The organism is Pseudoalteromonas sp. SWYJZ12, from assembly GCF_015864395.1.
GTDB classification, from domain to species: domain Bacteria; phylum Pseudomonadota; class Gammaproteobacteria; order Enterobacterales; family Alteromonadaceae; genus Pseudoalteromonas; species Pseudoalteromonas arctica.
In genome coordinates this window covers 184,500-208,365 of record NZ_JADYXH010000006.1, presented here as the reverse complement: position 1 = coordinate 208,365, position 23,866 = coordinate 184,500, and the positions used below count along the sequence as shown (strand labels likewise).

Genomic DNA, 23,866 nt, shown 5'->3' with positions numbered 1-23,866 from the left:
AAATGACGCACACAAAAAGGAATAATAATGAGTGAGCAAATAAAGTGCCGTTGCCCGTGGCTCGACACCACTAAACCCGACTACGTTATTTACCATGATGAAGAATGGGGCGTCCCCCTTTACGATGATACAAAGCTGTTTGAATTTATCACGCTTGAATCAGCGCAAGCCGGCTTAAGCTGGTACACAATTTTAAAAAAACGCAGCGGTTACAAAAAAGCATTTGCTAATTTTGATGTAAAGAAAGTGGCACAATTCACACAAGATGACGTTGAGAGATTAATGCTTGATGAGGGTATTGTGCGCAATCGCTTAAAAATTGCGGCAACTGTTAACAACGCAAAGTGCTTTATAGAAATACAAAAAGAATTTGGAAGTTTTAGTAACTACCAATGGCAGTTTGTCGATAATAAACCGATTATAAGTAATTTAAATAACGCTGAGGACTACCCAGCAATTACAGAGGCATCAACCGCATTCGCTAAAGACTTAAAAAAACGGGGTTTTAAGTTTTTAGGCCCTACAACGGTTTACGCTCATATGCAGGCCTGCGGTATGGTTAACGATCACAGTAATGATTGTTTTAGAAAAGAAGAAATTATTGAGGCTTTTAGTAGTAAGTGATTTATAACCATAAAAGTGATTTGTTCACAAAGAGGTTAAGAGACGCTGCGCTATAGAGAAGTAACGCGTAAGTTGACTATGGTTTCTCATTTACCCTCGTTTTTCACGCGAGCAAGTCTAGCGTCTACAACAAAAGTAAAAACCGTGTAGGTGCGAATTTACTTCGCGCTCTTGCTAATATTTTTTAAGTAAAGTGCGGTATAAAACCGCACCTACAAAACGGGGGTTATTTATCTACTGTGTTTGGCCAATTTATAACTAAACACTGACAGCTGCTTTTAAACCTTAATCTCTTGAAAGATTATACTTTTTCATTTTCTCAACGAGTGTTGTTCTGCGTACACCTAATATCTCTGCAGCGCGAGCTACAACGTAATCATAGCGCTCTAACGCTTGGGTTATTAAGCTTATTTCGAGCTCGGCTAAATAATCTTTAAGTTCAATACCATCATCTGGCAATAGCCCACTACCCGTTTGGCTAAACTCAGCGTCTGGCTCACTTTCGTAATCGCTAAAACCGGTGCTAAATATGTCGTTAAAGGCATCTTTTTCCATTAACTCTTCAGGGTATTCTGGCTCGTACGCTTCAACTTCGATGTAACGATATTTGTTAGGTAAATCGGGAATATCAACCACTTTTTCAGGAAACATAATAACCATACGTTCCACTAAGTTAGCAAGCTCACGAATATTACCAGGCCAAGCATGTTCTTTTAAGCTCTCAACTGCGCGCTCGGTAAACTTAGCGGTAGAACCAGTCTGGTCGTTAACACGGCGCATTAACTCTTTTAAAAGCAGCGGAATGTCATCAGCACGTTCACTAAGCGATGGGTTTTCGATAGGAAATACATTTAAGCGGTAATATAAATCTTCCCTAAAACTACCCTCTTCAATCATTGTTTCCAAATTACGATGCGTGGCTGCAATAACGCGTACATCAGCTTGGATAGCCTTTGTACCACCAACACGTTCGTAGCTGCGCTCTTGCAATACTCGCAGCAACTTAACTTGCATTTGCAGAGGCATATCGCCTATTTCATCTAAAAATAGCGTCCCGCCTTGAGCTAGTTCAAACCGCCCTTTACGAGCCGATATAGCACCAGTAAACGCGCCTTTTTCGTGGCCAAATAGTTCACTTTCGAGCAGCTCTGCCGGAATAGCACCACAGTTAACAGGTACAAACGGTCCATTAATACGCTTTGAAAGCAAATGTACATTACGGGCAACCACTTCTTTACCTGTGCCTGATTCGCCTAAAATTAAAACATTGGCATCGGTTTTTGCCACTTGTTCAATTAAAAAGCGAACATCTTTTACGGCCTCTGTTTCACCAACAAGTCCATCAAAGGTTTTATGTGGTTTTGTATGCTTATGCTCATTAGGCAACATGCGCTGATACTGCTGGCAATCGTGAAGTAACTGCGTTGTCACTTCGTGATTAAATGGCTCGCAAATAAGCCCCACCACATTAGCGATACTTAATAGGGGTTTTAGCGTTTCGCCAATTAATAAAAACGGTAATGTTGGATAGCGTTTAATTAAGCTTTCGTGGTCAAGTGATTGCAATGCTCCTAAAATGATCATGCATTCTTGCTGCTGATATTTTTTGCATTCTTGTTCAAAGCAGTCTTCGCTTAATAGTTGAGCAGCTTCACCAATAAAGCCAAGTGAAGCATTTAATCCTATTGCGCGGTTGTTATTATTATCTAAAATCAAGATCATATTTAGCGAGCCGTACTTTCACTAATTTATATAGTTAGTTAAATTGTAAGCTAGTTCAGCATGGATGCAAGCGATAGCGGCAGTTTTTTGACATGAACGTCAAAAAACAGACGGGCTAGTTAAGTCAATCATACTTAATAGTTAATCATTAAGTATGAGTTATAGTTTTAACTTAGTTATTACTCAGCGATTACCTAACTATTACTTAACTATTACTTAACTATAACTTAGCCTTAAAAATTAATTTACTCGGCTATAAAAATGCTATTGTTAGTAAATAAACTCAATTATAAATTTAAGTTGAAGTTACAAATGCCGATACATAGATAAGTGAAAATGCTTGGCATTAATATTGCTTTGTTCTTATAAAAGTATAAAAGCTTTATTGATTTTTTGTATAAGTTTTTATATTAACTTTCACATAATTTTATCGTTTTAAATTTTAGGATTTTCCCATGGCTCATGTCTCATTAAAAAAATACGGTCAAGTTCGTGCTAGTAGTATTGCCGAAATGACTCCTTACGAACAAATAAACCTTATATTTAGTAATATTATCGGCCGTTTAGCAGCTACAAAAGGGTTTATTGAGCGCAAAGAAATAGCTAAAAAAGGTGAGAACATTTCAGCCTGTGTTTTATTATTTGGTGCCCTACAAGACGCACTTAATTTAGAAGTAGAGCAAGACCCTAGTATTTCTAACAATTTATTGGCACTTTACGACTACTGCCAACGCCGTTTAACGCAAGCAAACATAAACAACGATATTGAAGCAATTATGGAAGTATCAAGTATTGTTAAAGAAATTAAAGAAGGTTGGAATAATATTCCGCTAGATCAACGCAGCCCTGCGGTTTAATTTAAATTATGGACTCGCCAACATCTTCGCAGCAACTAACAAGCCATGCAGAGCAAATACAAACACTGCTTAGTAACATTGAAGTATTAGTAAATGATAATAATGCAGACGAAGCTCAGCCTTTTTTAGACACTTTAAATACTAAACTAAAGCAATGGTGCGAAAGCAGCAAAGCTCCAAGCGCAGAGCAATTAGAATTAATTCAGCTTCGTATAAATACTATTTTAGTAAAAGCAAATAGCGCTAAAAACGAGTCATCTAAAGCCATTATTAAACAAAAAAAATCTGGTAAGGCAATTAAAGCTTATAAAGCAGCCAATTAAAATTAACCTCAAACAGTAAATATAAAAAACCGTTGTAAATAACGGTTTTTTTATGTTTTTATTTAGCTATTAAAACTATATGCTATTTATATATTAAGAGTTATCTCGTACAACCCCAGGCATATTTTCCAGCTGAGCTTGAACATATGTACTGGTGTTATTAAGGCTAGCCACTAATAAATCCATCGCATTATATTGAGCGTATAATCGAGAGGATAGAGACTCCATTTTACTTTTAAGGTCCAAGCGTTGATCATCTATGTCATCAAGTTGGTTTGTTTTACTGTCTATTCGGTTTTGAATAATACCATCGGAATCTGTATAAAAGCTCATTAGCTCATCGAACGACTGCGCAAAACCATCATCGTCATCACCTACAAAAAACTGTTGCACTAAATCTACATCGCTTGCTATTTTTTCATTGAGTGTTTCTGTATTTAGCGTTAAAACACCGTAGCGATCTGTTTCAACACCTAATTGCGAAAGCGATAACGATTTTCCGTCACCTAAATCAACGGGATTTGTTATTTCGCTACGAAGCTTTGACATAACACCACGAAGCAGTGAATCCCCCGCCATAACGCCTGCGCCACCTTCGCCGGAGGCACCCAAGTTATTACTAAGCTCTAACAGTTCGTTATAACTTGAAATAAAACTATTTAAACCTGTTTTAATATTATTATTGTTTTCGGTAACCGATATGTCGCTTAAGTCGTCATCGGTATCGTGCGGTTTTTTAGCTGTTATATCCACGCCATCAATCACGTTACTAAATTCATTAGTGTTGCTTGATATCGTCAACGTGCCATCAATCGTTATTTGTGCATTTTGAGCAGCATTAACTTGCGTTAAATTAGTTGTGTGGTTAGCCGGGTCTGCATCTGATACATCATAAGCTAATCGAGATAATCCGCCTGTATCAGTATTACTGCCGTCATCGTCTTGTACGGTTATTGTAATTGCGTTGTCTTCGCCAGTTTCTTTACTAGTAAGTACTAAATGCTGACCGGTATCACTGGTTATTATAGTGGCGACAACAGAATCATTACTATCACTGCCAGTAAAAGGGCCATTATTAATTTGGTCGCGTAAATCTTCTAAGGTGTTAGTAGCCGACAAAACAGTAGAGAAACTATTTGCGCCAGAGCCAATTGTAATTACGCCAGCTCCTATTGCCTCGTCTGCTGAAAATGCAGGGGAAGATAATTTATGAGCTTGGGCTAATGCATCCACTTTTACGTTGTAGCTACCTGGTTGAGCATCTTTATCTGAACTAATAGATATAAAATCATCGTTACCCGAAGCGGTGCGCTTTTGGTAATTATCACTATCACCTAGTGCTTCCATTGAGGTTTGTACTTTCTCAAGCGCAGACTTAAGTGCACCAACGGCTGAAATATCCGTTGTTAATTTGCCTTCAGTAGTATTTAAACGAGCTTCAGCAGGGGCTTGCTCAGCATTAACTAGCGCATCAACAATATCTGATACTGCTAATCCCGAACCTAAACCAGTAAACGAAATAGCCATACTTCACCTCTTAAATACAAAAAAACTAACTTAACTCTTAATAATTAACACTTGAAAGATAATATTTTGAGCTGATTGCTAAACTGTTTGGTCAATTAAAATACCTGCCGACTCCGACAATTTAGAAACCAAACTTAATACTTCCTCAGAAGGATATTGTTTGATAACTTCACCACTGTCTTTATCGAGTACTTTAATTACATCGCGACCTGAATCTTCATCTACTTTAAATTGCAAACTACGGTTCATTTCGCCCATGAAGTCCTGCAATTGTTGCGCCATTTTCTCTAATTGTTCGCGCTCTAACGGCTGAGCAGTTACTTCTTGGTTATTTTTTTCGTATTGGTTTTGCTGTAATCGCTGTTGATTTTGTGTATCAGCATGCTTTACATCGTCAACAGCACGCTCAGTTAGCGAACTAGCAGCCTGACCAAATACTTTATCTTCACCCGCTAGCGGAGTTGGTAATGTAACTTCTGCATTGGAATTAATAGTATTCATAACAGATTCCTATTTTTCACTTAATTAAACTAATAATAGTTTAATTACTCTAAACCACAAAAGGAGGCAGCTAAAGCCACCTCCTTTTATTTGTAAAACTAATACTGACTTTATGTACTAGCTAGCTAACCATTAAGCTATTACTTTTAACTTATTAACCTAATAAGCTAAGTGCTGCTTGTGGTAACTGGTTCGCTTGCGACAAGATTGACGTACCTGCTTGTTGCAAGATTTGGTTCTTCGTCATGTTAGCTGTTTCAGTTGCAAAGTCAGTATCTTGAATACGGCTACGTGACGCAGATACATTTTCTTGAATATTAGCAAGGTTACTGATTGTGTGACCAAAACGGTTTTGAACCGCACCTAAATCGGCACGTTGGCTATCTATTTGTGCTAGCGCATCATCAATTACAGACAAAGCGTCTTGCGAACCAACTGCTGTAGATAAGTCAATACCATCAACGCTTGCAAAAGCTGCCGCTGCAGATAACCCTGTAACAGTTCCATCATCGACGGCTAAATCTTCAGATGAAGTTAAAGTAATTCCCTCTTGAGCTGCCGCAGTGGCAGAAACAGTACCACCGACTTCCAGTGAGACATCTGACGTAGCAGCATCCGAATCCGCAAAATTAGCAGCAATAGTTGCACCACCCGCACCGCCCGAACCAGCAAAATCACTTAGCTCTATAGGGTCACCAGCGGCATTTGTAATTGTAATAGTCCCCGAAGACTCTGCTGCAGTGTAGCCATCTAGTGCATCTATCGCTGTTGCTAGAGTAGCTTCTGAATCGCCACTTACTGAATCCCCGCCTATTTTAAATGAAATAGTACCAGTACCATCGAACTCAAAACTATCCAATGTTGCTACATTATTTTCTTTTTGACCAACTACAGCTGACGCACCATGCACACTTGTTGTAGCATTAATTGCCTCTGCTTTCTCAGTTGCCGTTGCACCACTTGCTACAGTTACAGTAGTGCCGCCAATTACAACATCACCCGTGCCAGCACCATCAATAGTTAAACTAGCCTTGTTACCACCAATATCTTTAGCTGCAGTGCTTGTTAAACTAATTGATATTGTTTCGTTAGCATTTGAACCTACTTGGAATTGTTTAGTACCAAAATCACCATTTAATAATTGCTGACCACCAAAAGAGGTTGTATCAGAAATTCGTGTTAACTCATCTTGTAAAGCTGTCACTTCTTTTTGTAGAGAAGCTCTGTCATCACTAGAATTCGAACCATTCGCTGATTGTAGAGCCAATTCACGCATACGCTGTAAAATGCTAGTAGACTCTTGCATTGAACCTTCAGCAGTTTGCGCCATAGAAATACCATCGTTAGCGTTACGCTGTGCTACACCTAAACCGTTTATTTGCGATGTTAAACGGTTTGAAATTTGCAGGCCTGCCGCGTCATCTTTTGCGCTATTGATACGCATACCTGATGATAGGCGTTCCATTGATGTCGCTAAGTCAGAACCTGATTGCGATAGGTTACGTTGGGCGTTTAGTGAAGATACATTTGTGTTTACTGAAATCATAATAAAACTCCTGATTACTTTCGTAATGTTGCTATTTTAATTTAACCAAGAGCTGTCACAAATGTATGCTCAGCTCCGTACTGATTAAGTTAACGGCAGGAGGTAAATTATCTTTAGGAGTATTTTAAAAATAAATTAGTTTATTTATTTAATAAAACGTAACCAACTGTTTTAAAATTAAAAATAGTTATTTGTTAATTTTTATAACGCATAAGTTTATGCTCTAAATAATTCTTACTATCTCAAAAAACAAAAAAACGCACTTCAAGTTGAAGTGCGTTTATATAAACAGTGACTAGTAAACTAAATAATTAGCCACCTAATAAACTAATTGCTGCTTGTGGTATTTGGTTTGCTTGCGAAAGTATTGACGTACCCGCTTGTTGGAGTATTTGATTTTTAGTCATTTGTGCAGTTTCGGTCGCAAAATCTGTATCTTGAATACGACTACGTGACGCAGATACATTTTCTTGAATATTAGCAAGGTTACTAATTGTATGACCAAAACGGTTTTGAACCGCACCTAAACCCGCGCGCTGCTCATCAATTTGAGCAAGTGCACCATCAATTATAGATATTGCACTTTGTGAGCCCAGCTCTGTAGATAAATTAATACTTTTAACAGTTTCAAGCGTACCAGTTACTGAAACACCAACTCCTGAGCTAGCATCATTTACTGCAAAAGATTTAGATGATGTTAATTCAACTGTATCTGCAGCAACTCCTGTAGCACTGTCAGCTGTAACCTCTGTTAAAGTAGTGCTTAAACCACTAGCATCTGTAAAAGTAGTGGTACCAGTTACAGCAGCATCAGAATCTGCGTAATTACTCAAAGCAATATCTTCACCAGATGCGTGTGTCAGAGTAAGTACACCAGAGTTGTCAACAGCCGAAATACCAGTCGTTGCTGTATCGGCATTAATTGCCGTAGCTAAAGCTGACTGGTTGGTCGTTGTGGCAGTTGCTGAGTAGCTCTTACCATTCAAATCAAAAGCTATAGTACCATCAGCAGTTGGAACTCCAAGCGTTGCTGTAGTAGTTTCAGCTTTACCTACAGCCGCCTTAACCCCATGTTCATTAGATTTTAAGTTTATTGCCTCGGCTTTTTCCGCAGCAGTTGCACCAGCAGTAATGTTAACAACAGTGTCAGCCCCATCTACGGTAAATGTAACATCACCGCCTGATGTTGTATCACTAGCTAAAGTCGCCTTAGCTCCACCAATCTGCTCTGCAGCTGTACTACTTAAACTAAGTGAAATTGTTTCATTGGCATTCGCGCCAACCTGAAAATTTCGAGTGCCATATGAGCCATCCAATAATTGCTGGCCACCGAACGATGTGGTGTCGGAGATTCGAGTTAACTCTTCTTGTAGGGCAGACACTTCTTTTTGCAATGCATCACGGTCTTCGCTTGAATTTGAGCCATTGGCAGACTGTAAGGCTAGCTCTCGCATACGCTGCAAAATATTAGTAGATTCTTGCATTGCACCTTCAGCTGTTTGTGCCATCGAAATACCGTCGTTTGCGTTACGTTGCGCAACGGCTAGGCCATTTATTTGCGATGTTAAGCGGTTTGAAATTTGTAGACCGGCGGCATCATCTTTTGCGCTATTGATACGCATACCTGATGATAAACGCTCCATTGACGTTGCTAAGCCTTCACCAGATTTAGTTAGATTACGTTGTGCGTTTAGTGACGACACATTAGTATTTACTGTTAATGCCATTTTACCATCTCCTAGGTTTAAACAGAGTGTGGTTCAACACGATTTAACAGGAACCACTGTTCGATAATTTCTTACAATAAGAAAAGCATTTACTGTGCCAACTTTAAATCAATTTTAACTCTTTGTTTTTAAATGTAAAAAATGGATTTTATTGAGTTAAAAAGTAGGTGTGAGGTTATTTGAAAAGAGTGACATTTTTTTGCCGCGGTTTTGTAGCCAATTTTTTGCCGCGATTTTATAGATAGTTATTGCCGCTTTAAAGTAGGTAAAGCGGCAAAGTATTTCTGTTTATAATCTACTTATAATCTGCTTATAACTTGCTTATAAGTAATCGAATAACGAGAGGTTAGTTAAACGGCCAAACGTGGCTTGCGATGCTTGCAGTGCCGTTTCTTGTTTAGTGAGTTCGCTAATAGCTTCTGCCATATCAACTTCAACTAAGTTAGAACGATTACTTTTATTTTGAATGTCGAGCGCTAAGTTTGAATCGCTTACTCTTTCAAGTGCATTCATACGTCCGCCTAAACTTGATTGGGTAAACACCACTTGCTCACTCGCATTTTGTAATTGAACCAAGCCATCGGCTAACACTTCTTGAAAATCATCACCTTCAAGTGCGCCATTATTAAGGCCGGTAATAAGTGATTGCAGTGTATTGAGTACGTTTTCTTTATGTGGTTTTTCAAGGCTAAAATCGAGTTGGCCAGGCGCACTACCCTCAAATTGAATTTTCATACCTGCAAATTCAATTGTATCATCTGTAACTTCACCAGTTTGAGGCGGGGTAAGCGACACGCCATCTTGTAAAATTTCATATGTATCTGGATCGTTTGTTGTCGCACCAGCGGTTGTAACTACACTAAAAGTATTTGCTGTAGGTGAAACTGGAGTCGTTGGATCAGCATTGTATTGAGCTTGATGGAACTTATCGAACTCGGCTTGGCCATCAACATAAACAGTGCCTTTAGTAATATTATTTGTAGGTGTTGTTGTTGGTATTTCTGCTTTATTATCGAGTACATTTAATCTGGCATCTGTTTTTTCAAACGTATCAAAGCCGTTATCACTCGCTTTAATTGATACACCTTCAGCTATTGTAATTTGGTGCTGACCTTGGTCGCCTTTATAGCTATATTCACCCACTGCAGAATCAAACTGATAAGGCTGCGTGCTGTCTTGGTAACCTGAAAATATAAATTTTCCATCTTCTGATCGGGTGTTCATTAAGTTAGCTAACGTTTGTTGAATGCCACTAAGCTCTGATGCAAACGTTTTTAAATCGTCTTTAGTGTACACACCATTACCAGCTTGAATAGTGAGCTCTTGCGCTTGTTGAATATTGCTATTGATGCTTTGTAATACGCTTTCTTCAGTTTCAAGGCGGCCATTTAGCTGGTTAATATTTTTAGTGTATTGCTCATTAGTTTGTATTTTATTTGAATACAACATAGCTTGCGAAATAGCAGCTGGCGCTTCTGAGGTGGTTAAATACTTTTCACCGGTTGTTACTCGCTCTTGAGCGCTGGCAACACCTTGTTGGTTGTCGAGTATTTTATTTATGTTGTTTTGGTACATTAAATTATTTGATAAACGCATAATTACCTCGCCGCATTTAATAAGGTGTCAAAAATTTCTTGAGCTGCTGCTAAAACTTGTGCTGATGCTGAATATGATTGTTGAAAACGCAGTAAATTTGCGGCCTCTTCATCAAGGTTTACACCCGATAGTGATTCGTACCATGCCTCAGACTGCTCTGCTAATGCATTAAACGCACTACCGCTTGTTATTGCTTGACCAGTTATAACGCCTATATCACTCACTAACCCTGAATAAGCTTGGTTGAACGTTTTATGATTGTCGGCCGTTGCTGTTGTTTCTACATTTAAACGGACTAACTCGCCATTTTGTAAATCAGCTAATTTTAAACCATTACGGTTATCATCAAAGCCGCCTTTATTAAGCTCAAGAGTGAATTTATCGCCTAAAGCAGGAGTACCTTCAATATCAAAGTCAAAACCTACTTCTTGTGCAGTTAAACTTGTTAGGTCTGCTAACTTTCCAGCAACTTCAGCTTGCTTTATTATATTTTCACTTGAAGTAACTTCAAACTGGCCTGTTGTATTAGTGCCATCACTTAAAGTATACATGTTGGGCTCTGCTGCTTTTGTTAGTATTAATGGTCCTGTATTTAGCGGTATCGATAAAGCTAGAGGCTCACTGGTAAATTTTGAAACATTTGTAACTTCACCGGCTGAGATAGTAGCTGTACCTGTATTATTTAAATCGTTGCCAGTACGAATAGGTGAAGCTAATGCTAAATCTTCGCCGCGACCTGTTGCAAGCGTGATGCTAGAAGCCGAGTCAGAATTAAGTTTAATTTGAAATTTATCTCCGGGATTACCAGTACCATTAATTTCTAGTTTTAAGCCAAATGAATCTTCAACTGTAGCCGGTTGTGGCGGCGTTGCATCAGGATCACCTGATGTAGGAGATTGTATAGCATCAGCATCTATGACGTTACTTGCTGGAATAATTGCTATGGCCGCATCGCCAATAGGCTCGCCTTTATTATCTATTGGTTGAATACTCACTTCATTTGGATTAGCTGTATAAGTAATAATAAAATCACTGGCAGGAAGTTCACTGCCTTTACCGGGCTCTACAGTTGCAGTCATACCAGCATCACCAGTATTCGCTTGATACGCATAAGCGCCAACGGTAGGTATATTAAAAATATTCCCCCCTAGCTGACCTGTTGCATCCATACCCAATTTGTTTTGTTCGTTAAATGCGTCGGCTATCGCTAAGCCCATTTGACCAATTTGGTTTTGAGCAGGGACTAATATGTCATCTCTAAAAGCGAGTAAGCCGCCAATTTTTCCTTTAAGCTTACTTACATCAACTTCAAGCGGCACAGCTTTGCCACCATTAACGTCAAGCGTGAATTCTTTAAAATTAGGATCAGGATCCCCTGTCATAGAAAATAAGTTAAATGCGCCGTTTTGCATAACAACCGCTTCGCCTGTTCCCATAAAAACGAGTTTTTCGCCATTTGGACCATCAAGCGTTTCAATGTCGATTAGCTCTGATAAGTCGCGTATTGCTTTATCGCGCTCATTGTAGGTTGAGCTTGCATCAGCTTCATTACGAGTGCCATTTACTGCTGCAATATCTTGATTTAGCGTACTAATACTTTGAATGAGTGAGTTTGCTTCATCTGAAAATATTTCGAGCTGCTCGTTTACTATACTTTTTTGATCAAGCACGATGCCCGAAAGCCTATCCATTTGATCAATTAAGCTTTGCGCGTCGGTCATTACTAATGAGCGAGCAACGGTAGATGACGGTTGATTTAGCGCTTCTTGCACGTTATTAAATAAAGAGTTAATGCCAGTCGATAGATTATTCGACTCTTCAGAAAAAATAGTATCAACTCTATTTGCCTCAGTAACAAATTGATCGAAAAACGATTTATTAGAGGTGTCACGATTTAGCTGTGACTGAGCAAACTCGTTTAGTAATCGGTATGTTTCGCCTCGCCCCACTTGGTTATCAACCATGGTGGTAAATTCAGTGCGCTCACGTACGTAACCCACGGTATTTACATTAGCGATATTTTTACTTGTCGTTTGCAGTAGCTCCGAGCTTGCTCTAACCCCAGAACTGGCAATGTTTAATAAATTAAACGACATGTTACTCTACTCCTTGGCGGATCACGTTTGCCGCAATGTCTTTTAGCTCGCTACTATTGAGCACTTTTTTTATTTTGCTGGCGTAATTTGGATCGGTTGCATAACCTGCTTTTTGTAATGAATCTAAAAAGTCATTTGGTTTTGCTGTATTTTGTAATGCTTCTTGGTAGCGTGGGTTTTGCGTTAAAAAATCAACGAAGTCGTTCACGCTATCTTTAATTGAATCGTAGGCTCTAAAGCTGGCTTGTTTTTTAACGGGTGTGCCTTGTTCAAACTCAAGCGTTACTTTGCTTGCTTTATCGCCTTCCCAGCTTTTATCTGACTTAATATTAAATAAGTTATTTGAGCTGCCACCGTCACTTTTATTAATAATGTGTTTACCCCAACCGGTTTCAAGTGCCGCTTGTGCAACCATTACTGCAGGGTTTAAACCAATTTTTTGCGCTGCAGTTTTAGCGTGTTCCCACACTGAACTTACAAACTCTTCTGCATTTTTAAAGGTTGGGCTATCGGCTTTAGGCTCTGCAGTATCGACTTTAGGCTCAGCAATATCGGCTTTAGTACTCTTAACGATAAGATCGGGTTGCTTATTTTTTTGCTCATGAGGAAGAGCGGATCCGACTTGGGTATCGCTAAAAATATCGTTGGTTGTTCTAAGCACCGAGCCTGGCATAAAGTTTTTAGACTCAGGCGATAACTGCTGAACAATTAAATCGGCAAGGCCTAACGAGCCATTTGATGAAAGCTCTGTAGAAAGTTGCTGATCGTGCATTTCTTCAAAAAACTTTACGCCACTTGAATTAAATGGACTGTCTTTGTCTTCAAATGCTTCGTTAGCTTTGCGCATTCCTTTGAGCAACATCTGCGTAAAAATAGCTTCAAATTGTGCGGCCGCTTTTTTGAGCGCAGCTTTAGAGGCATCAGTTGATGCATCGCCACTCGTTAAGGCTTCTTTACGAAGTGAATCTAAGTTGCCTAAATCAAAAAAGTTTTGTTTATCGAGGTGATTAGTTTCCATCGGCTTTTTGACACAAAATGAATAATGTAGTTAAAAATGCAAAAATTGAGCCACTCCCGATAAAACGAGGAAGATAAAAATAATAAACTTAAGTTGCTGTAAATAAAAAGCCCTAACTTCAAAAATATAGGGCTTAAATAATACGTTATTTATTGGCTTGGGTTATTTATATAACAACTAACTGTCCGTTAATTGCGCCAGCTTCTTTTAGTGCTTCTAAAATAGCCATTAAGTCACCAGGCGCTGCGCCTACTTCGTTAATTGCGCGAACTAAATCGTCAAGGCTTACACCTGGATTAAATACAAAGGCGCGCGAGTCATCTTGGTTTACATCAATAATACTTTGCTGCGTGACAACTGTATCACCGTTTGCTAGCGGATTTGGTTGTGACACATTTTGTTGTTCTGCAATTGTTACTGTTAAGCCACCATGAGTTATAGCCGCAGGCTGAAGCTTAACGTTTTTGCCAATGACAATTGTACCGGTGCGCGAGTTAACTATAATTTTAGCGGCCATGTCAGCTGGTTTAAATTCTAAGTTTTCGAGTGTTGATAAATACGATACACGCTGGGATGCATCGCGTGGTGCAATAACACGGATAGAAACAGAATCAATTGCTTGTGCGCTATTTGGGCCAACTAGGTCATTAATTGTTTTTTCTAGGCGTTTTGCCGTTGTAAAGTCTGGGCGGTTTAGATTGAAGGTAATGTAATCGCCTTGCATAAATGGGCTTTCTACAGTGCGTTCAACTGTTGCGCCATTTGGTATACGACCAACTGTAGGTGTGTTAATTACAACCTTACTACCATCAAGGCCTTGTGCGCCTAAGCCACCGACAATTAAGCTACCTTGTGCAATTGCGTACACGTTACCGTCTACACCTTTTAAAAAGGTTTGTAGTAAAGTACCACCACGTAAGCTGCCTGCACTACCAATAGAAGAAACCGTAATATCTATTCTTTGCCCTGGTTTTCTAAATGCGGGTAATTCTGCATGCACAGCAACAGCGGCAACATTTTTAATTTTAGGACTTTGAGTTGAAGGTAGCGTAATACCAAAGCTGTTTAACATGCCTTTAAAGCTTTGTTGTGTATATCTGTTTTGTTCACCTGTTCCTGGTAAGCCAACCACTAAGCCATAGCCCACTAATTGGTTAGAGCGTACGCCTTCAACCATAGACACATCTTTTATGCGCTCGGCACTGGCAGTAAACTGCCAACCTAATAACACAACTAAACATAAAGCTTTAAGGCTATTCATGTTGTTACCCTCTAAAATGGAAACAGCGAACTGCTAAAGAAACGTGTAAGCCAACCAGGACTTTGCGCTTCTTGCGTTTGCCCTTTACCTGAGTATTGAATACGTGCATTAGCAATACGATTTGATTCAACCGTATTATCGGCGCTTACGTCTTGAGGGCGTACTAGCCCTTCTAAACGAATAAACTCTTCGCCGGTATTAAGTGTTAGCCATTTTTCGCCGCGTATAACTAAGTTACCATTAGGTAAAACGCGCATTACATTAACCGAAATATCGCCCACCAAGCTGTTTGACTGGTTTGATTTTGAATCGCCCGTAAACGACGAATCGCTACCAATACCAAACTGAATACTATCGCCACCTATATTGACAGGTAGACCACCTAAGCCAATCACTGGGTCTAAGCTTGCATCAGTTTCTTTGTCTGTTTCTGTTTTAGCGGCTTTTGTTGCTTGAGTAGACTCTTGCAGTTTAACCGTAATTATATCGCCAGTACGTAGCGCTTTTTTATCAGAATATAAGTCGTTTGATGTATGAGTATTAAATAATGAACCTGTGGCTACCAGCGGCTCTAAAATAGGCTCGGGGTACATAGGTGCGTAGTAAGGGTCGTCCTGCACTACTTCACTATTTTGCGTAGACATACAGCCACTTAAAAATAATGTGCCCGCTGTAAATAAAATAATATTACGCATAATTCCCCCTACTCTATTAAAGCTGTTGATTGATATAACTCATCATTTCGTCAACGGCCGAAATTACTTTTGAGTTCATTTCGTAAATACGCTGAGTTTCGATTAGATTTACGAGCTCTTCAGTTACATTTACGTTTGAAGTTTCGAGTGAGCCTTGAATAATGCTACCTAACCCTTCAACACCAGGATTACCTTGTACCGGCGCACCACTTACAGCGGTTTCGGTATAAAGGTTTTGACCAATTGGCTCAAGACCCGATGGATTAATAAAATCACTAATAGTAAGCTGACCAATTACCACGTTATCGGCTTGGCCTGCAACACGCACAGATACTTCGCCGTCTTGCGAAACCGTAATTGATTGCGCGTCATCAGGTACATTCATTTCTGGCTGAATCACATAACCTGCGCCCGATGTTACAATTCGTCCATCGCCATCGGTAGTAAACTGGCCGTTGCGCGAGTAAGCAATATTGCCATCTGGTTGCAGTACTTCAAAGAAACCTTCGCCAGAAATCATCCAATCTAGTGAGTTTTCAGTGGTTAACATGTTGCCTTGCGTAAACTCTTTTTGGTTAGCTACAACTTTAGCACCCGCACCTAACATTAAGCCCGACGGCATTTCGGTATCTTGCGATGAACGACCACCTGGTTGATTAATATTTTGATAAAGTAAATCTTCAAATATAGCGCGGCTTTTTTTGTAACCTACAGTACTCGCATTCGCTAAGTTATTTGAAATAACCGATATATCGGTTTGTTGAGCGTCTAGCCCCGTTTTACTGATCCACAATGCTGGATTCATAATCGTGTCCTCACTTTAAAGTTAAACTATGCGTAATAACTGATCTTGACGCTCGTCAATTTCTTCAGCTGTTTTCATTAATTTCACTTGTAATTCAAATTGGCGCTGGTGGCTTATCATGTCGACCATTTCGTGAACCGGATTCACATTCGACATTTCAAGCGAACCACTTAAAACTTTTACATTGGCAGAGGTATCTACTGTTACATTGGCTTTTGGCCTAAATAAACCATCGTTACCTTTTTCGAGCTGTGAGCTATTTGCTTCAACCACTCTAAGCGTATCTACTTCTTCTAAAAAGTTAGCCGGTGCGCCTTGTGGTCGAACTTGAATAGCGCCATCTTGACTAAACCCTATTTTTTCGACCGGAACGGGTAAAATAACAGGGCCGCCTTCGCCAATTACTTGACGACCACCGCTCGTTACTAACATGCCTTGCGCTGTAATATTGAGCGTACCTACTTTGGTATAAGCTTCGTTGCCTGAGGCATCTTGCACGGCAAGCCAAGCGTTATCACTCATCGCGATATCTAAGTCTCGCCCGGTTTGAACAATGCCACCCGATACCATGTTAGAACCCGGACGCTCTTGCATTGCAAATACACGTGTAGGCAAACCTTCGCCAAACGCTTGCATAGAACGCGCCTGTGCAAAGTCGGCTTTAAAACCTGTTGTATTTGCATTCGCCAAATTATTGGCTTTAAGCGCAAGCCCCTGCAGGCTTTGCTTAGCGCCAGAGGCCGCAATGTAGACCATTTTGTCCATAGTATCGACTCACATAAAAAATCTATGAACTTACAAATGCAAAATAGATGCCAGATTAAATTTGACGCAACATTGAGAGGTATTTAGAAGGGCTTACGAAGAGGACTTATAAAAAAGGCTGCAAAAATGCAGCCTAATATATTCAATTGAGTGTAACTTATCGAATCTGCAAAATACTTTGCTGAATAGTTGAGTTAACTTCAAGCGCACGTGAGTTTGCTTGGTAATTACGCTGTGCTGTAATTAGGTCTACAAGCTCATTTGTAAGATTGGTATTTGATTGCTCAAGCGCTGATGAGTTAATTCCACCAAATGTACCAGAGCCGGCTTCACCTGCTACAGGTTCGCCTGAATCAATGCTTTGCTTCCAACTTGTATCACCTACTTGCGACAAACCTTGTGAATTAGGAAAACGTACCATAGCCACTTGGCCTAGGAATGTTGAGTCACCATTACTGTAAGAAGCAACAATTTTTCCGTCTGTGCCTATATCAATTCCGGCTAAACGGCCTACCGTTGAACCATCTTGATCGAGTGCTTTTACTTCAAAACCACTTGAATACTGAGTTGGGACACGACCTGCGGTGTTATTTTCGTCGCGCCAATTAAGTTCAATACCAGTACTTGGGAAAGTTGCACCATTGTCTAGTAATGTTGATAAGCCAGTACCAGGACCCGCTGGTAGTTTTTTTTCGTTGAAAGTTGTCCCAGTATTTGCATCGACGCCTGTCGTTGCTGGTAAACCGCTTGAGTCAAAACCAAGAGTTGTAACTGGCGTATAAGTTGCTGTTGTTTGCTCTTCACCAGTTGTGCCATCAACTACTTTGCCATCGAGTGTTGCGTATACATCCCAGCTATTTTCAGCACCAGTTGGCGATGCAGGATCCTGTTTCGCGAAAAAGTATTGTAAAATGTGCGGTTCACCTAGTGAGTCATACAGTGTTGTTGACGTAGATGAGTTATAAGTACCACTAGATGCTGGATCAAAATCTAAACCTGTTGGATCAGCTGTTGCATCTAAGTTAAACGACAAAAATACATTTTCTGTTGCGCGAGGAGAACCAGACGAATCAGGGATTTGAATTGGATCCGTTGTGCTTAAACTTACCGACGTTGTATCACCTGTAGATGAATCAACTGGAAATGCTTGTAAAAAGTTACCTTTAGCGTCAACCATAAAGTTATCTTGGTTAAGCTTAAATGCACCTGCACGTGTATATGTTAAATCTTGCGAAGATAAATCGTCGGTCATCGCAAAATAACCTTCACCAGTGATTGCTAAATCAAGTGAGTTATTTGTAAATTGTAGTGAGCCTTGATGAAACTGCTGCGCAACCATGGTTGTTTGAACACCGTCACCATTTTTAGTCTTACCAGAGCTAAATACTGACGATGCGTAAACATCGGCAAACTCAGCGCGTGACTCTTTAAAACCCGTTGTATTAACGTTTGCAATGTTATTTGCCGTTACGTCTAAATCTTTTTGTGCGGCAGCTAAGCCGGTTAATGCAATATTGAAGCTCATAATTCACCTCTAACCTGTTAATATTTAGCCTGCTGACAGGCGAAGTATAATTAAAATTTATTACGCGATTTCTGCGACATCTGTCAGCCTAACCGCACCTTCTTTAGTATTAATAATAATGCCGCTTGAGCCATTAATATTAACGCTTTCAATGTTCTTAAATGTAGCAATGGGCAAGCTTGAAAATTCGCCGTCAGTACTTCCTTCGGCGGTTACTGAGTATTCACCTTCTGGTAAACGCTCACCGGCTTCGTTTTTTCCATCCCATGCAAAACGGACCGCGCCTGCGGATTGAGAGCCCATATCAATAGTCCTCACAAGCTGGCCTGATGCGTCTGTCACTTTAATTTTTAAGTTGTCAACGGCTTCTTCTGCCACTGCAGAGCCTCTGGCATCACCCGTTTCATTTAAATCAAGAGCATTTGACTCAAGTAAAGCTTGCTTGCCAACAAGTGTTGATGCTTGCAGGGCTGAGTTTGATGTCATCGAAGTCGCTAAGTTATCAAAGTTTGAATTCAAATCACTAATACCTTGCGCCATGGTAAAGCTGGTCATTTGCGCAATCATTTGGTCGTTATCCGCAGGGTTACTGGGATCCTGATACGACAGTTGCTGTGTTAATAAGGAGAAAAAATCTTCCTGTGTTAACGCATCACTTTCACCATCGCTGGTCGCTACTTGCTTTTCTTGCCAGCGTATAGAGTCTAAATAGGATGAAGATGTACTAATATCGTTACTCATAACCTACCCTCGGTTACCGCTGCCCTAGCAACAGTGTTTTACTTAGCATTTGCTTTGCTGCATCAGCAACTTGCACGTTTGTTTGGTAAGAACGAGAGGCAGAAATCATATTTGCCATCTCCTCTACAACATTAACGTTGGGTTTATAGATATAGCCATTTTCATCCGCACTTGGATGGTTTGGGTTATATTCAATTTGTAATGGTGCATCGCTTTCAACAATGCCCAAAACTTTAACACCAACTGCGGAGCCCTGCTGGTTACTTACTGATGCTGAAGCCTTTGTCAGCTCAGCCGCAAATACAGGTTGGCGCGCTCGGTACGTTTTGTCTTGAGATGAACTAATGGTATTAGCATTAGAAATATTACTAGCTGTAGTATTTAAGCGAACGTTTTGTGCGCTCATACCCGAACCTGCAATATCAAAAACATTATATAAACTCATAATTTTTATCCTTGACTACCGAGAGCTTTATTCAGACCTTTGAATCTGCCGCTTAAAAATTGCAAGCTGGCCTGATACTCCATAGCATTCTGTGTATACAAGTTTCGTTCCACTTGTATATCAACCGAGTTACCATCTCCTGTATCTGATTGATTTGGTAAGCGAAATGATTCAGAATTGCCCATACTATGAGTACCTCCACTAATGTGTTTATCGTTAGTTCTTACCATGGTATTGCCGCTTTGCTGGGTTGACCTTGCCGCTTTTAATGCCGAGGCAAAGTCTATATCTTTTGCTTTATAGCCAGGCGTATCAGCGTTAGCTATATTAGTTGCAATTAATTCTGCTCGCTGTGAACGGATCAACATGGCTTGCGGATGCACACCTAATGCTTTATCAAAACTGATAGCCATAACCTTCTCCAAAAAATTGACTTACCCATGAATAAAGCAAAAAATAAGCCATTTATAATAAGGAAAGTTATATTTTTATAAGGCCATGTATCTAAATAGAAAAACGACGCTGAGTGCGTCGTTTTAGGGAAAGGAATTAGCTTAATTATTTCTTTTGGTAAATAATACCGGGGTTGCATCTAACCATATCGAACTCAGTACTTAAGCCAGTCAAGGACTCTGACGCACCTAAAAACAAGTACCCTTTTGGATTTAACGCTTGTGCAAACTGATTAATAATTTTAGCTTTTATTTCAGGTGCAAAGTAAATAAGTACATTGCGGCAAAAAATAATATCAAATTTGCCCATTAACGCGTACGAATCAAGCAAATTTAAATGCCTAAAACTAACTTGTTTTTTTATTGTATCGTTTACTTGTGCCATACCGTTGCCGCTATCTTTAAAAAACTTTTTACGGCGTTCTGCCGATAAGCCTCTGGCAAGTGCAAGCGCGTCGTATTCTGCATTTTTACACATATCGAGCATGGTATTAGATATATCTGTACCAATAATTTGCGCTCCCATACGTAGCACGCCAGGTTGCTTAGCTTGAAACTCGGCAACCGACATGGCAATCGAGTAGGGTTCTTGCCCTGATGAGCTGGCAGCAGACCAAATTTTTAATGGTCTTCTTAACTCTTTAAATTCAGGGAATAATTTATTTTGAAGTAATTCAAATGGGTATTGATCTCTAAACCATAACGTTTCGTTTGTGGTCATTGCATCAACAACAGCGGCTCTTAATTGCCGCTCATGAAGGCCAAGTGTTTTACTTACTAATTGTGATAAAGATTCCACATTAAATCGAGCCATGAGTGGAGCAAGTCGACTTTTAACTAAGTATTGCTTGTTTTCACCTAAAACAATACCGCATTGCTGCTCTAAAAACGAACGAAACTGGTCGTATTCACTTTGCTGCAAATCTTTATTATTCAAATCAATAACACCTATTTTTATTGGTCACTATGAACCCATTTTTTAACCGCTGTTGCTAACTCATCAGGGTTAAATTTGGCGATAAAGTCGTCAGCACCTACTTTTTCTATCATTGCTTGGTTAAACACACCACTCAATGATGTATGTAAAATAACATGTAATGGTGCAAGCTTAGGATCTGCTTTTATTTCAGCTGTTAATGTATAACCGTCCATTTCTGGCATTTCAACATCAGAAATAAGTAATGCAACTCGCTCAGTAATATCGTTTTTGCAATCAAGTTCTGCTATTTCTTTAAGCCTAATTAAAGCTTCTTTACCATTTTTAGCAAGTTCCGTTTGCACGCCTAGCGGTTCTAGGGCACGTTTAACTTGATTACGCGCAACAGCTGAGTCGTCTGCAATAAATACGATACGCTCGCCTAAGTCTTTTTGAATGTCGCCACTTTGTGCAACTTCAGCACTTACTTCTGTATTTACTGGGCAAATTTCATTAAGTATTTTTTCTACGTCTAAAATTTCTACTAATTCATTTTCGATTTCGGTCACGGCTGTTAAATATGAATAACGCCCGGCACCTGATGGTGGTGGCATTATTTTTTCCCAATTCATATTTACAATACGCTCAACCCCGCCCACTAAAAAGCCTTGAACCGAGCGGTTGTACTCAGCAATGATGATAAAACTGTCTTTAATATTTTCTATTGGGCGCCCGCCTACAGCCATCGACAGGTCGATTACTGAGATAGTTTGACCACGAATATGAGCAACACCACGAATATAAGCATTCGATTTTGGCATGCTTGTAAGTGGAGGACATTGCAATACTTCCCTCACTTTAAATACATTAATGCCAAAACGCTGACGCCCTCTGAGCTTAAATAAAAGTAATTCTAGGCGGTTCTGCCCAACCAACTGCGTGCGTTGGTTTACTGAGTCTAAAATGCCTGCCATTCAAATCTCCTAAAGAAAACAAATAATGCGGAACGATAATTGCTTTCTATTAATAAAGCTACATAACATCGCGGGAGCGTCTACTTTTTGACGCAAAATATTTATACCCTGTTTGAAACCATAAGCATAGTCGAAACATTATGAGTTTGTTAAAAAAAGTCAGAAGATACAGTGTTTTTTATTTTGTTGCTAGCCTCTGCTTTGCATTACCCTTGCAGGCCAAAGTATTTAGCAAAGATTTATTACAAGAGATGGCTGTTGCTTATATAACTGAGCAGATTGGTATATTAAAAAATACTAATATGCAATTAAGTGCACTGCCTTTAGACAGTCGTATCCCCGATCGTATTTGTAATTCTGACCTTGAATTATCAACTTCCGATGAACCACCATTTAACCGCCAAGTAACTTTACAAGCTAAATGTAATGATGCTCAAACATGGGCTCAATATGTCCATGTAAGAGTTGTTGAAATGGCGCCTGTTGTTGTAGCAATTGCTAACTTAGCTCGTGGTGAGGTAATAACTAAATCGCATTTGAGTGTTGAAATGAAACCAACTCACTTTGTAAGAGTGCAATATTTAGATGATCCCACAATTTTAATAGGTAGCAGAAGTAAACGAAATATTAGAAGCGGGATGCCCGTTTTACTAAACCAAATTTGTATGGTTTGTAAGGGGGATTCTGTTAATATTTACGCAAACCTCAGAGGCCTTAGAATTAAAACAACAGGTATTGCATTAGAAGACGGTACTTTGGGCGATCAAATACAAATTAAAAACAAAAAGTCAGGTAAAATTTTAAATGCGCGAGTAGATGGTGTAGAGTCTGTTCAAGTAAATATTTAATTTAGATTTATACTAAAGTATCCTACGTATATGCCGATAACTTGGCATAAGTTGGGTAATATACAGGTTTATTATTATGGTTAGTCAAGTTAATGGTAGTAATCAACAAGCTAATGCACTTACAAATGCAAAGCAACAACAAGTTGATTTAAAAAAAGATAATGCAAATACACAAGCTGCTCAAGCTCCTTCGCCTAAGGCTGCAAGTGATTCTGTAAGTTTAACGCCGCAAGCGCAGCAATTAAAAACGCTTCAAAATAAAGCACAGCAATCACCTGGCTTTGACAGCGACAAAGTTGCTGAGCTTAAAAAAGCAATAACTGAAGGTAAATACCAAGTGGACAGTGAAAAGCTTGCTAAAAATTTAGCTGATTTTGAGTTTAACGTATATGGCTGATCATAATAGTTTAATTAGCGTAAAACTAAACCAACAAGTAAGTTGTTTAGACTCTTTGCATACGCTATTAAACGACGAGCTTACTGCTATTGCCTCACGACGTGGTGCTGGTTTAAAAGAAATTGCCCAACAAAAAATGTCTTTTTTAACTAAGCTAGGCACTCTAGATAAAGAGCTAAGTAAGCTAATTGCTAGTAACGACTCACAAAATTCTGAAATATCTGAGCTAATAAGCCAAGTTAAAACCCAACTGGCTCAATGCCAAAAACAAAATAATGTTAATGCTCATGCTGCTCGCCAAGCGCAGTTAAGTGTTAAACAGCTCAAAGAGATTTTAATTGGTGCTCCAACAAGTATGACTTACGACCAAGCAGGTAAATCTGTAAATACCGAGAGTAAATTGGTTCGTAATTTAAAAGCGTAAGCCCAAAATTTTACATTAAAAAAGCCTTATTGATTTATCAATAAGGCTTTTTTAATGTCCTTTGTTCTTAAATTTCGTTAT

General features: G+C 39.4%; 24 protein-coding genes and 1 pseudogene. 6 read left to right on the top strand and 19 right to left on the bottom strand.

Features of this window, described 5'->3' with window-relative positions; translation table 11 throughout:
* Positions 1–27 precede the first annotated feature (27 nt).
* Positions 28–624, top strand: coding sequence for a DNA-3-methyladenine glycosylase I (locus I6F42_RS10060; RefSeq protein WP_197152037.1), 597 nt, complete (start codon positions 28–30; stop codon positions 622–624).
* A gap of 285 nt (positions 625–909) precedes the next feature.
* Here I6F42_RS10060 and I6F42_RS10055 read toward each other — a convergent pair whose 3' ends face one another.
* On the bottom strand, positions 910–2,346 hold the full coding sequence (locus I6F42_RS10055; RefSeq protein ID WP_169059714.1) for a sigma-54-dependent Fis family transcriptional regulator: 1,437 nt from the start codon (positions 2,344–2,346) through the stop codon (positions 910–912).
* 455 nt (positions 2,347–2,801) lie between these two features.
* On the opposite strand from I6F42_RS10055, the gene fliS reads away from it, so the two are divergent.
* Both fliS and I6F42_RS10045 read left to right on the top strand, forming a co-directional pair.
* On the top strand, positions 2,802–3,203 hold the full coding sequence (fliS, locus tag I6F42_RS10050) for a flagellar export chaperone FliS (RefSeq protein WP_010553915.1): 402 nt from the start codon (positions 2,802–2,804) through the stop codon (positions 3,201–3,203).
* 8 nt (positions 3,204–3,211) lie between these two features.
* Positions 3,212–3,526 carry a hypothetical protein gene (locus I6F42_RS10045; RefSeq protein WP_197152036.1) on the top strand — a complete coding sequence of 105 codons (315 nt, stop codon included), beginning with the start codon at positions 3,212–3,214 and terminating at the stop codon, positions 3,524–3,526.
* Between the two features lie 93 nt (positions 3,527–3,619).
* Here the strand turns inward: I6F42_RS10045 and fliD are convergent, their stop codons facing one another.
* From fliD to I6F42_RS09960, 18 genes and pseudogenes are all read right to left on the bottom strand, one after another.
* On the bottom strand, positions 3,620–5,053 hold the full coding sequence (gene fliD / locus I6F42_RS10040; RefSeq protein ID WP_197152035.1) for a flagellar filament capping protein FliD: 1,434 nt from the start codon (positions 5,051–5,053) through the stop codon (positions 3,620–3,622).
* Positions 5,054–5,131: 78 nt separating this feature from the next.
* Complete coding sequence (locus I6F42_RS10035; protein WP_197152034.1) at positions 5,132–5,554, bottom strand: flagellar protein FlaG; 423 nt, start codon at positions 5,552–5,554, stop codon at positions 5,132–5,134.
* Positions 5,555–5,708: 154 nt separating this feature from the next.
* On the bottom strand, positions 5,709–6,464 hold the full coding sequence (locus I6F42_RS20405) for a flagellin (RefSeq protein WP_374939247.1): 756 nt from the start codon (positions 6,462–6,464) through the stop codon (positions 5,709–5,711).
* Positions 6,465–6,740: 276 nt separating this feature from the next.
* Positions 6,741–7,100, bottom strand: a pseudogene (locus I6F42_RS20400) (flagellin); the annotation flags it as partial.
* 311 nt (positions 7,101–7,411) lie between these two features.
* Positions 7,412–8,827, bottom strand: a complete 1,416-nt coding sequence (locus tag I6F42_RS20330; protein ID WP_197152032.1) for a flagellin — start codon at positions 8,825–8,827, stop codon at positions 7,412–7,414.
* A gap of 321 nt (positions 8,828–9,148) precedes the next feature.
* Complete coding sequence (gene flgL, locus I6F42_RS10020) at positions 9,149–10,423, bottom strand: flagellar hook-associated protein FlgL (protein ID WP_197152030.1); 1,275 nt, start codon at positions 10,421–10,423, stop codon at positions 9,149–9,151.
* Positions 10,424–10,425: 2 nt separating this feature from the next.
* Positions 10,426–12,519, bottom strand: coding sequence for a flagellar hook-associated protein FlgK (gene flgK, locus I6F42_RS10015; RefSeq protein WP_197152029.1), 2,094 nt, complete (start codon positions 12,517–12,519; stop codon positions 10,426–10,428).
* A gap of 1 nt (position 12,520) precedes the next feature.
* Positions 12,521–13,537 carry a flagellar assembly peptidoglycan hydrolase FlgJ gene (flgJ, locus tag I6F42_RS10010; protein WP_197152028.1) on the bottom strand — a complete coding sequence of 339 codons (1,017 nt, stop codon included), beginning with the start codon at positions 13,535–13,537 and terminating at the stop codon, positions 12,521–12,523.
* Positions 13,538–13,703: 166 nt separating this feature from the next.
* A complete protein-coding gene (locus I6F42_RS10005) occupies positions 13,704–14,798 on the bottom strand; it encodes a flagellar basal body P-ring protein FlgI (RefSeq protein ID WP_010553252.1) in 1,095 nt (364 codons plus the stop codon).
* Positions 14,799–14,809: 11 nt separating this feature from the next.
* Entirely contained in the window at positions 14,810–15,493 is a 684-nt protein-coding gene (flgH, locus tag I6F42_RS10000; RefSeq protein ID WP_010553251.1) for a flagellar basal body L-ring protein FlgH, read from the bottom strand.
* 16 nt (positions 15,494–15,509) lie between these two features.
* A complete protein-coding gene (gene flgG, locus I6F42_RS09995; RefSeq protein ID WP_002959420.1) occupies positions 15,510–16,298 on the bottom strand; it encodes a flagellar basal-body rod protein FlgG in 789 nt (262 codons plus the stop codon).
* Between the two features lie 21 nt (positions 16,299–16,319).
* Complete coding sequence (locus I6F42_RS09990) at positions 16,320–17,063, bottom strand: flagellar basal body rod protein FlgF (RefSeq protein ID WP_010553250.1); 744 nt, start codon at positions 17,061–17,063, stop codon at positions 16,320–16,322.
* Between the two features lie 157 nt (positions 17,064–17,220).
* A complete protein-coding gene (flgE, locus tag I6F42_RS09985) occupies positions 17,221–18,588 on the bottom strand; it encodes a flagellar hook protein FlgE (RefSeq protein ID WP_197152027.1) in 1,368 nt (455 codons plus the stop codon).
* 60 nt (positions 18,589–18,648) lie between these two features.
* Positions 18,649–19,329, bottom strand: a complete 681-nt coding sequence (locus tag I6F42_RS09980) for a flagellar hook assembly protein FlgD (RefSeq protein ID WP_197152026.1) — start codon at positions 19,327–19,329, stop codon at positions 18,649–18,651.
* 13 nt (positions 19,330–19,342) lie between these two features.
* Positions 19,343–19,774: a flagellar basal body rod protein FlgC gene (gene flgC / locus I6F42_RS09975; protein ID WP_002959429.1), complete on the bottom strand. Its 432-nt coding sequence runs from the start codon at positions 19,772–19,774 to the stop codon at positions 19,343–19,345.
* 5 nt (positions 19,775–19,779) lie between these two features.
* Complete coding sequence (gene flgB / locus I6F42_RS09970; RefSeq protein WP_165723551.1) at positions 19,780–20,187, bottom strand: flagellar basal body rod protein FlgB; 408 nt, start codon at positions 20,185–20,187, stop codon at positions 19,780–19,782.
* 145 nt (positions 20,188–20,332) lie between these two features.
* On the bottom strand, positions 20,333–21,163 hold the full coding sequence (locus I6F42_RS09965) for a protein-glutamate O-methyltransferase CheR (protein WP_010553245.1): 831 nt from the start codon (positions 21,161–21,163) through the stop codon (positions 20,333–20,335).
* A 17-nt stretch (positions 21,164–21,180) separates the two neighbouring features.
* Positions 21,181–22,116 carry a chemotaxis protein CheV gene (locus tag I6F42_RS09960; RefSeq protein WP_010553244.1) on the bottom strand — a complete coding sequence of 312 codons (936 nt, stop codon included), beginning with the start codon at positions 22,114–22,116 and terminating at the stop codon, positions 21,181–21,183.
* 140 nt (positions 22,117–22,256) lie between these two features.
* Between I6F42_RS09960 and flgA the strand changes: the two genes are divergently transcribed.
* The 3 genes from flgA (at position 22,257) to flgN (ending at position 23,785) form a co-directional block, all read left to right on the top strand.
* Complete coding sequence (flgA, locus tag I6F42_RS09955) at positions 22,257–22,964, top strand: flagellar basal body P-ring formation chaperone FlgA (protein WP_197152024.1); 708 nt, start codon at positions 22,257–22,259, stop codon at positions 22,962–22,964.
* Positions 22,965–23,040: 76 nt separating this feature from the next.
* The gene (gene flgM / locus I6F42_RS09950; RefSeq protein WP_197152023.1) at positions 23,041–23,361 is read left to right on the top strand and encodes a flagellar biosynthesis anti-sigma factor FlgM; all 321 of its coding nucleotides are present in this window, start codon (positions 23,041–23,043) and stop codon (positions 23,359–23,361) included.
* Positions 23,354–23,785 carry a flagellar protein FlgN gene (gene flgN / locus I6F42_RS09945; protein ID WP_197152020.1) on the top strand — a complete coding sequence of 144 codons (432 nt, stop codon included), beginning with the start codon at positions 23,354–23,356 and terminating at the stop codon, positions 23,783–23,785. The genes flgM and flgN overlap by 8 nt, the downstream gene beginning before the upstream one ends.
* The last annotated feature ends 81 nt before the right edge of the window (positions 23,786–23,866 follow it).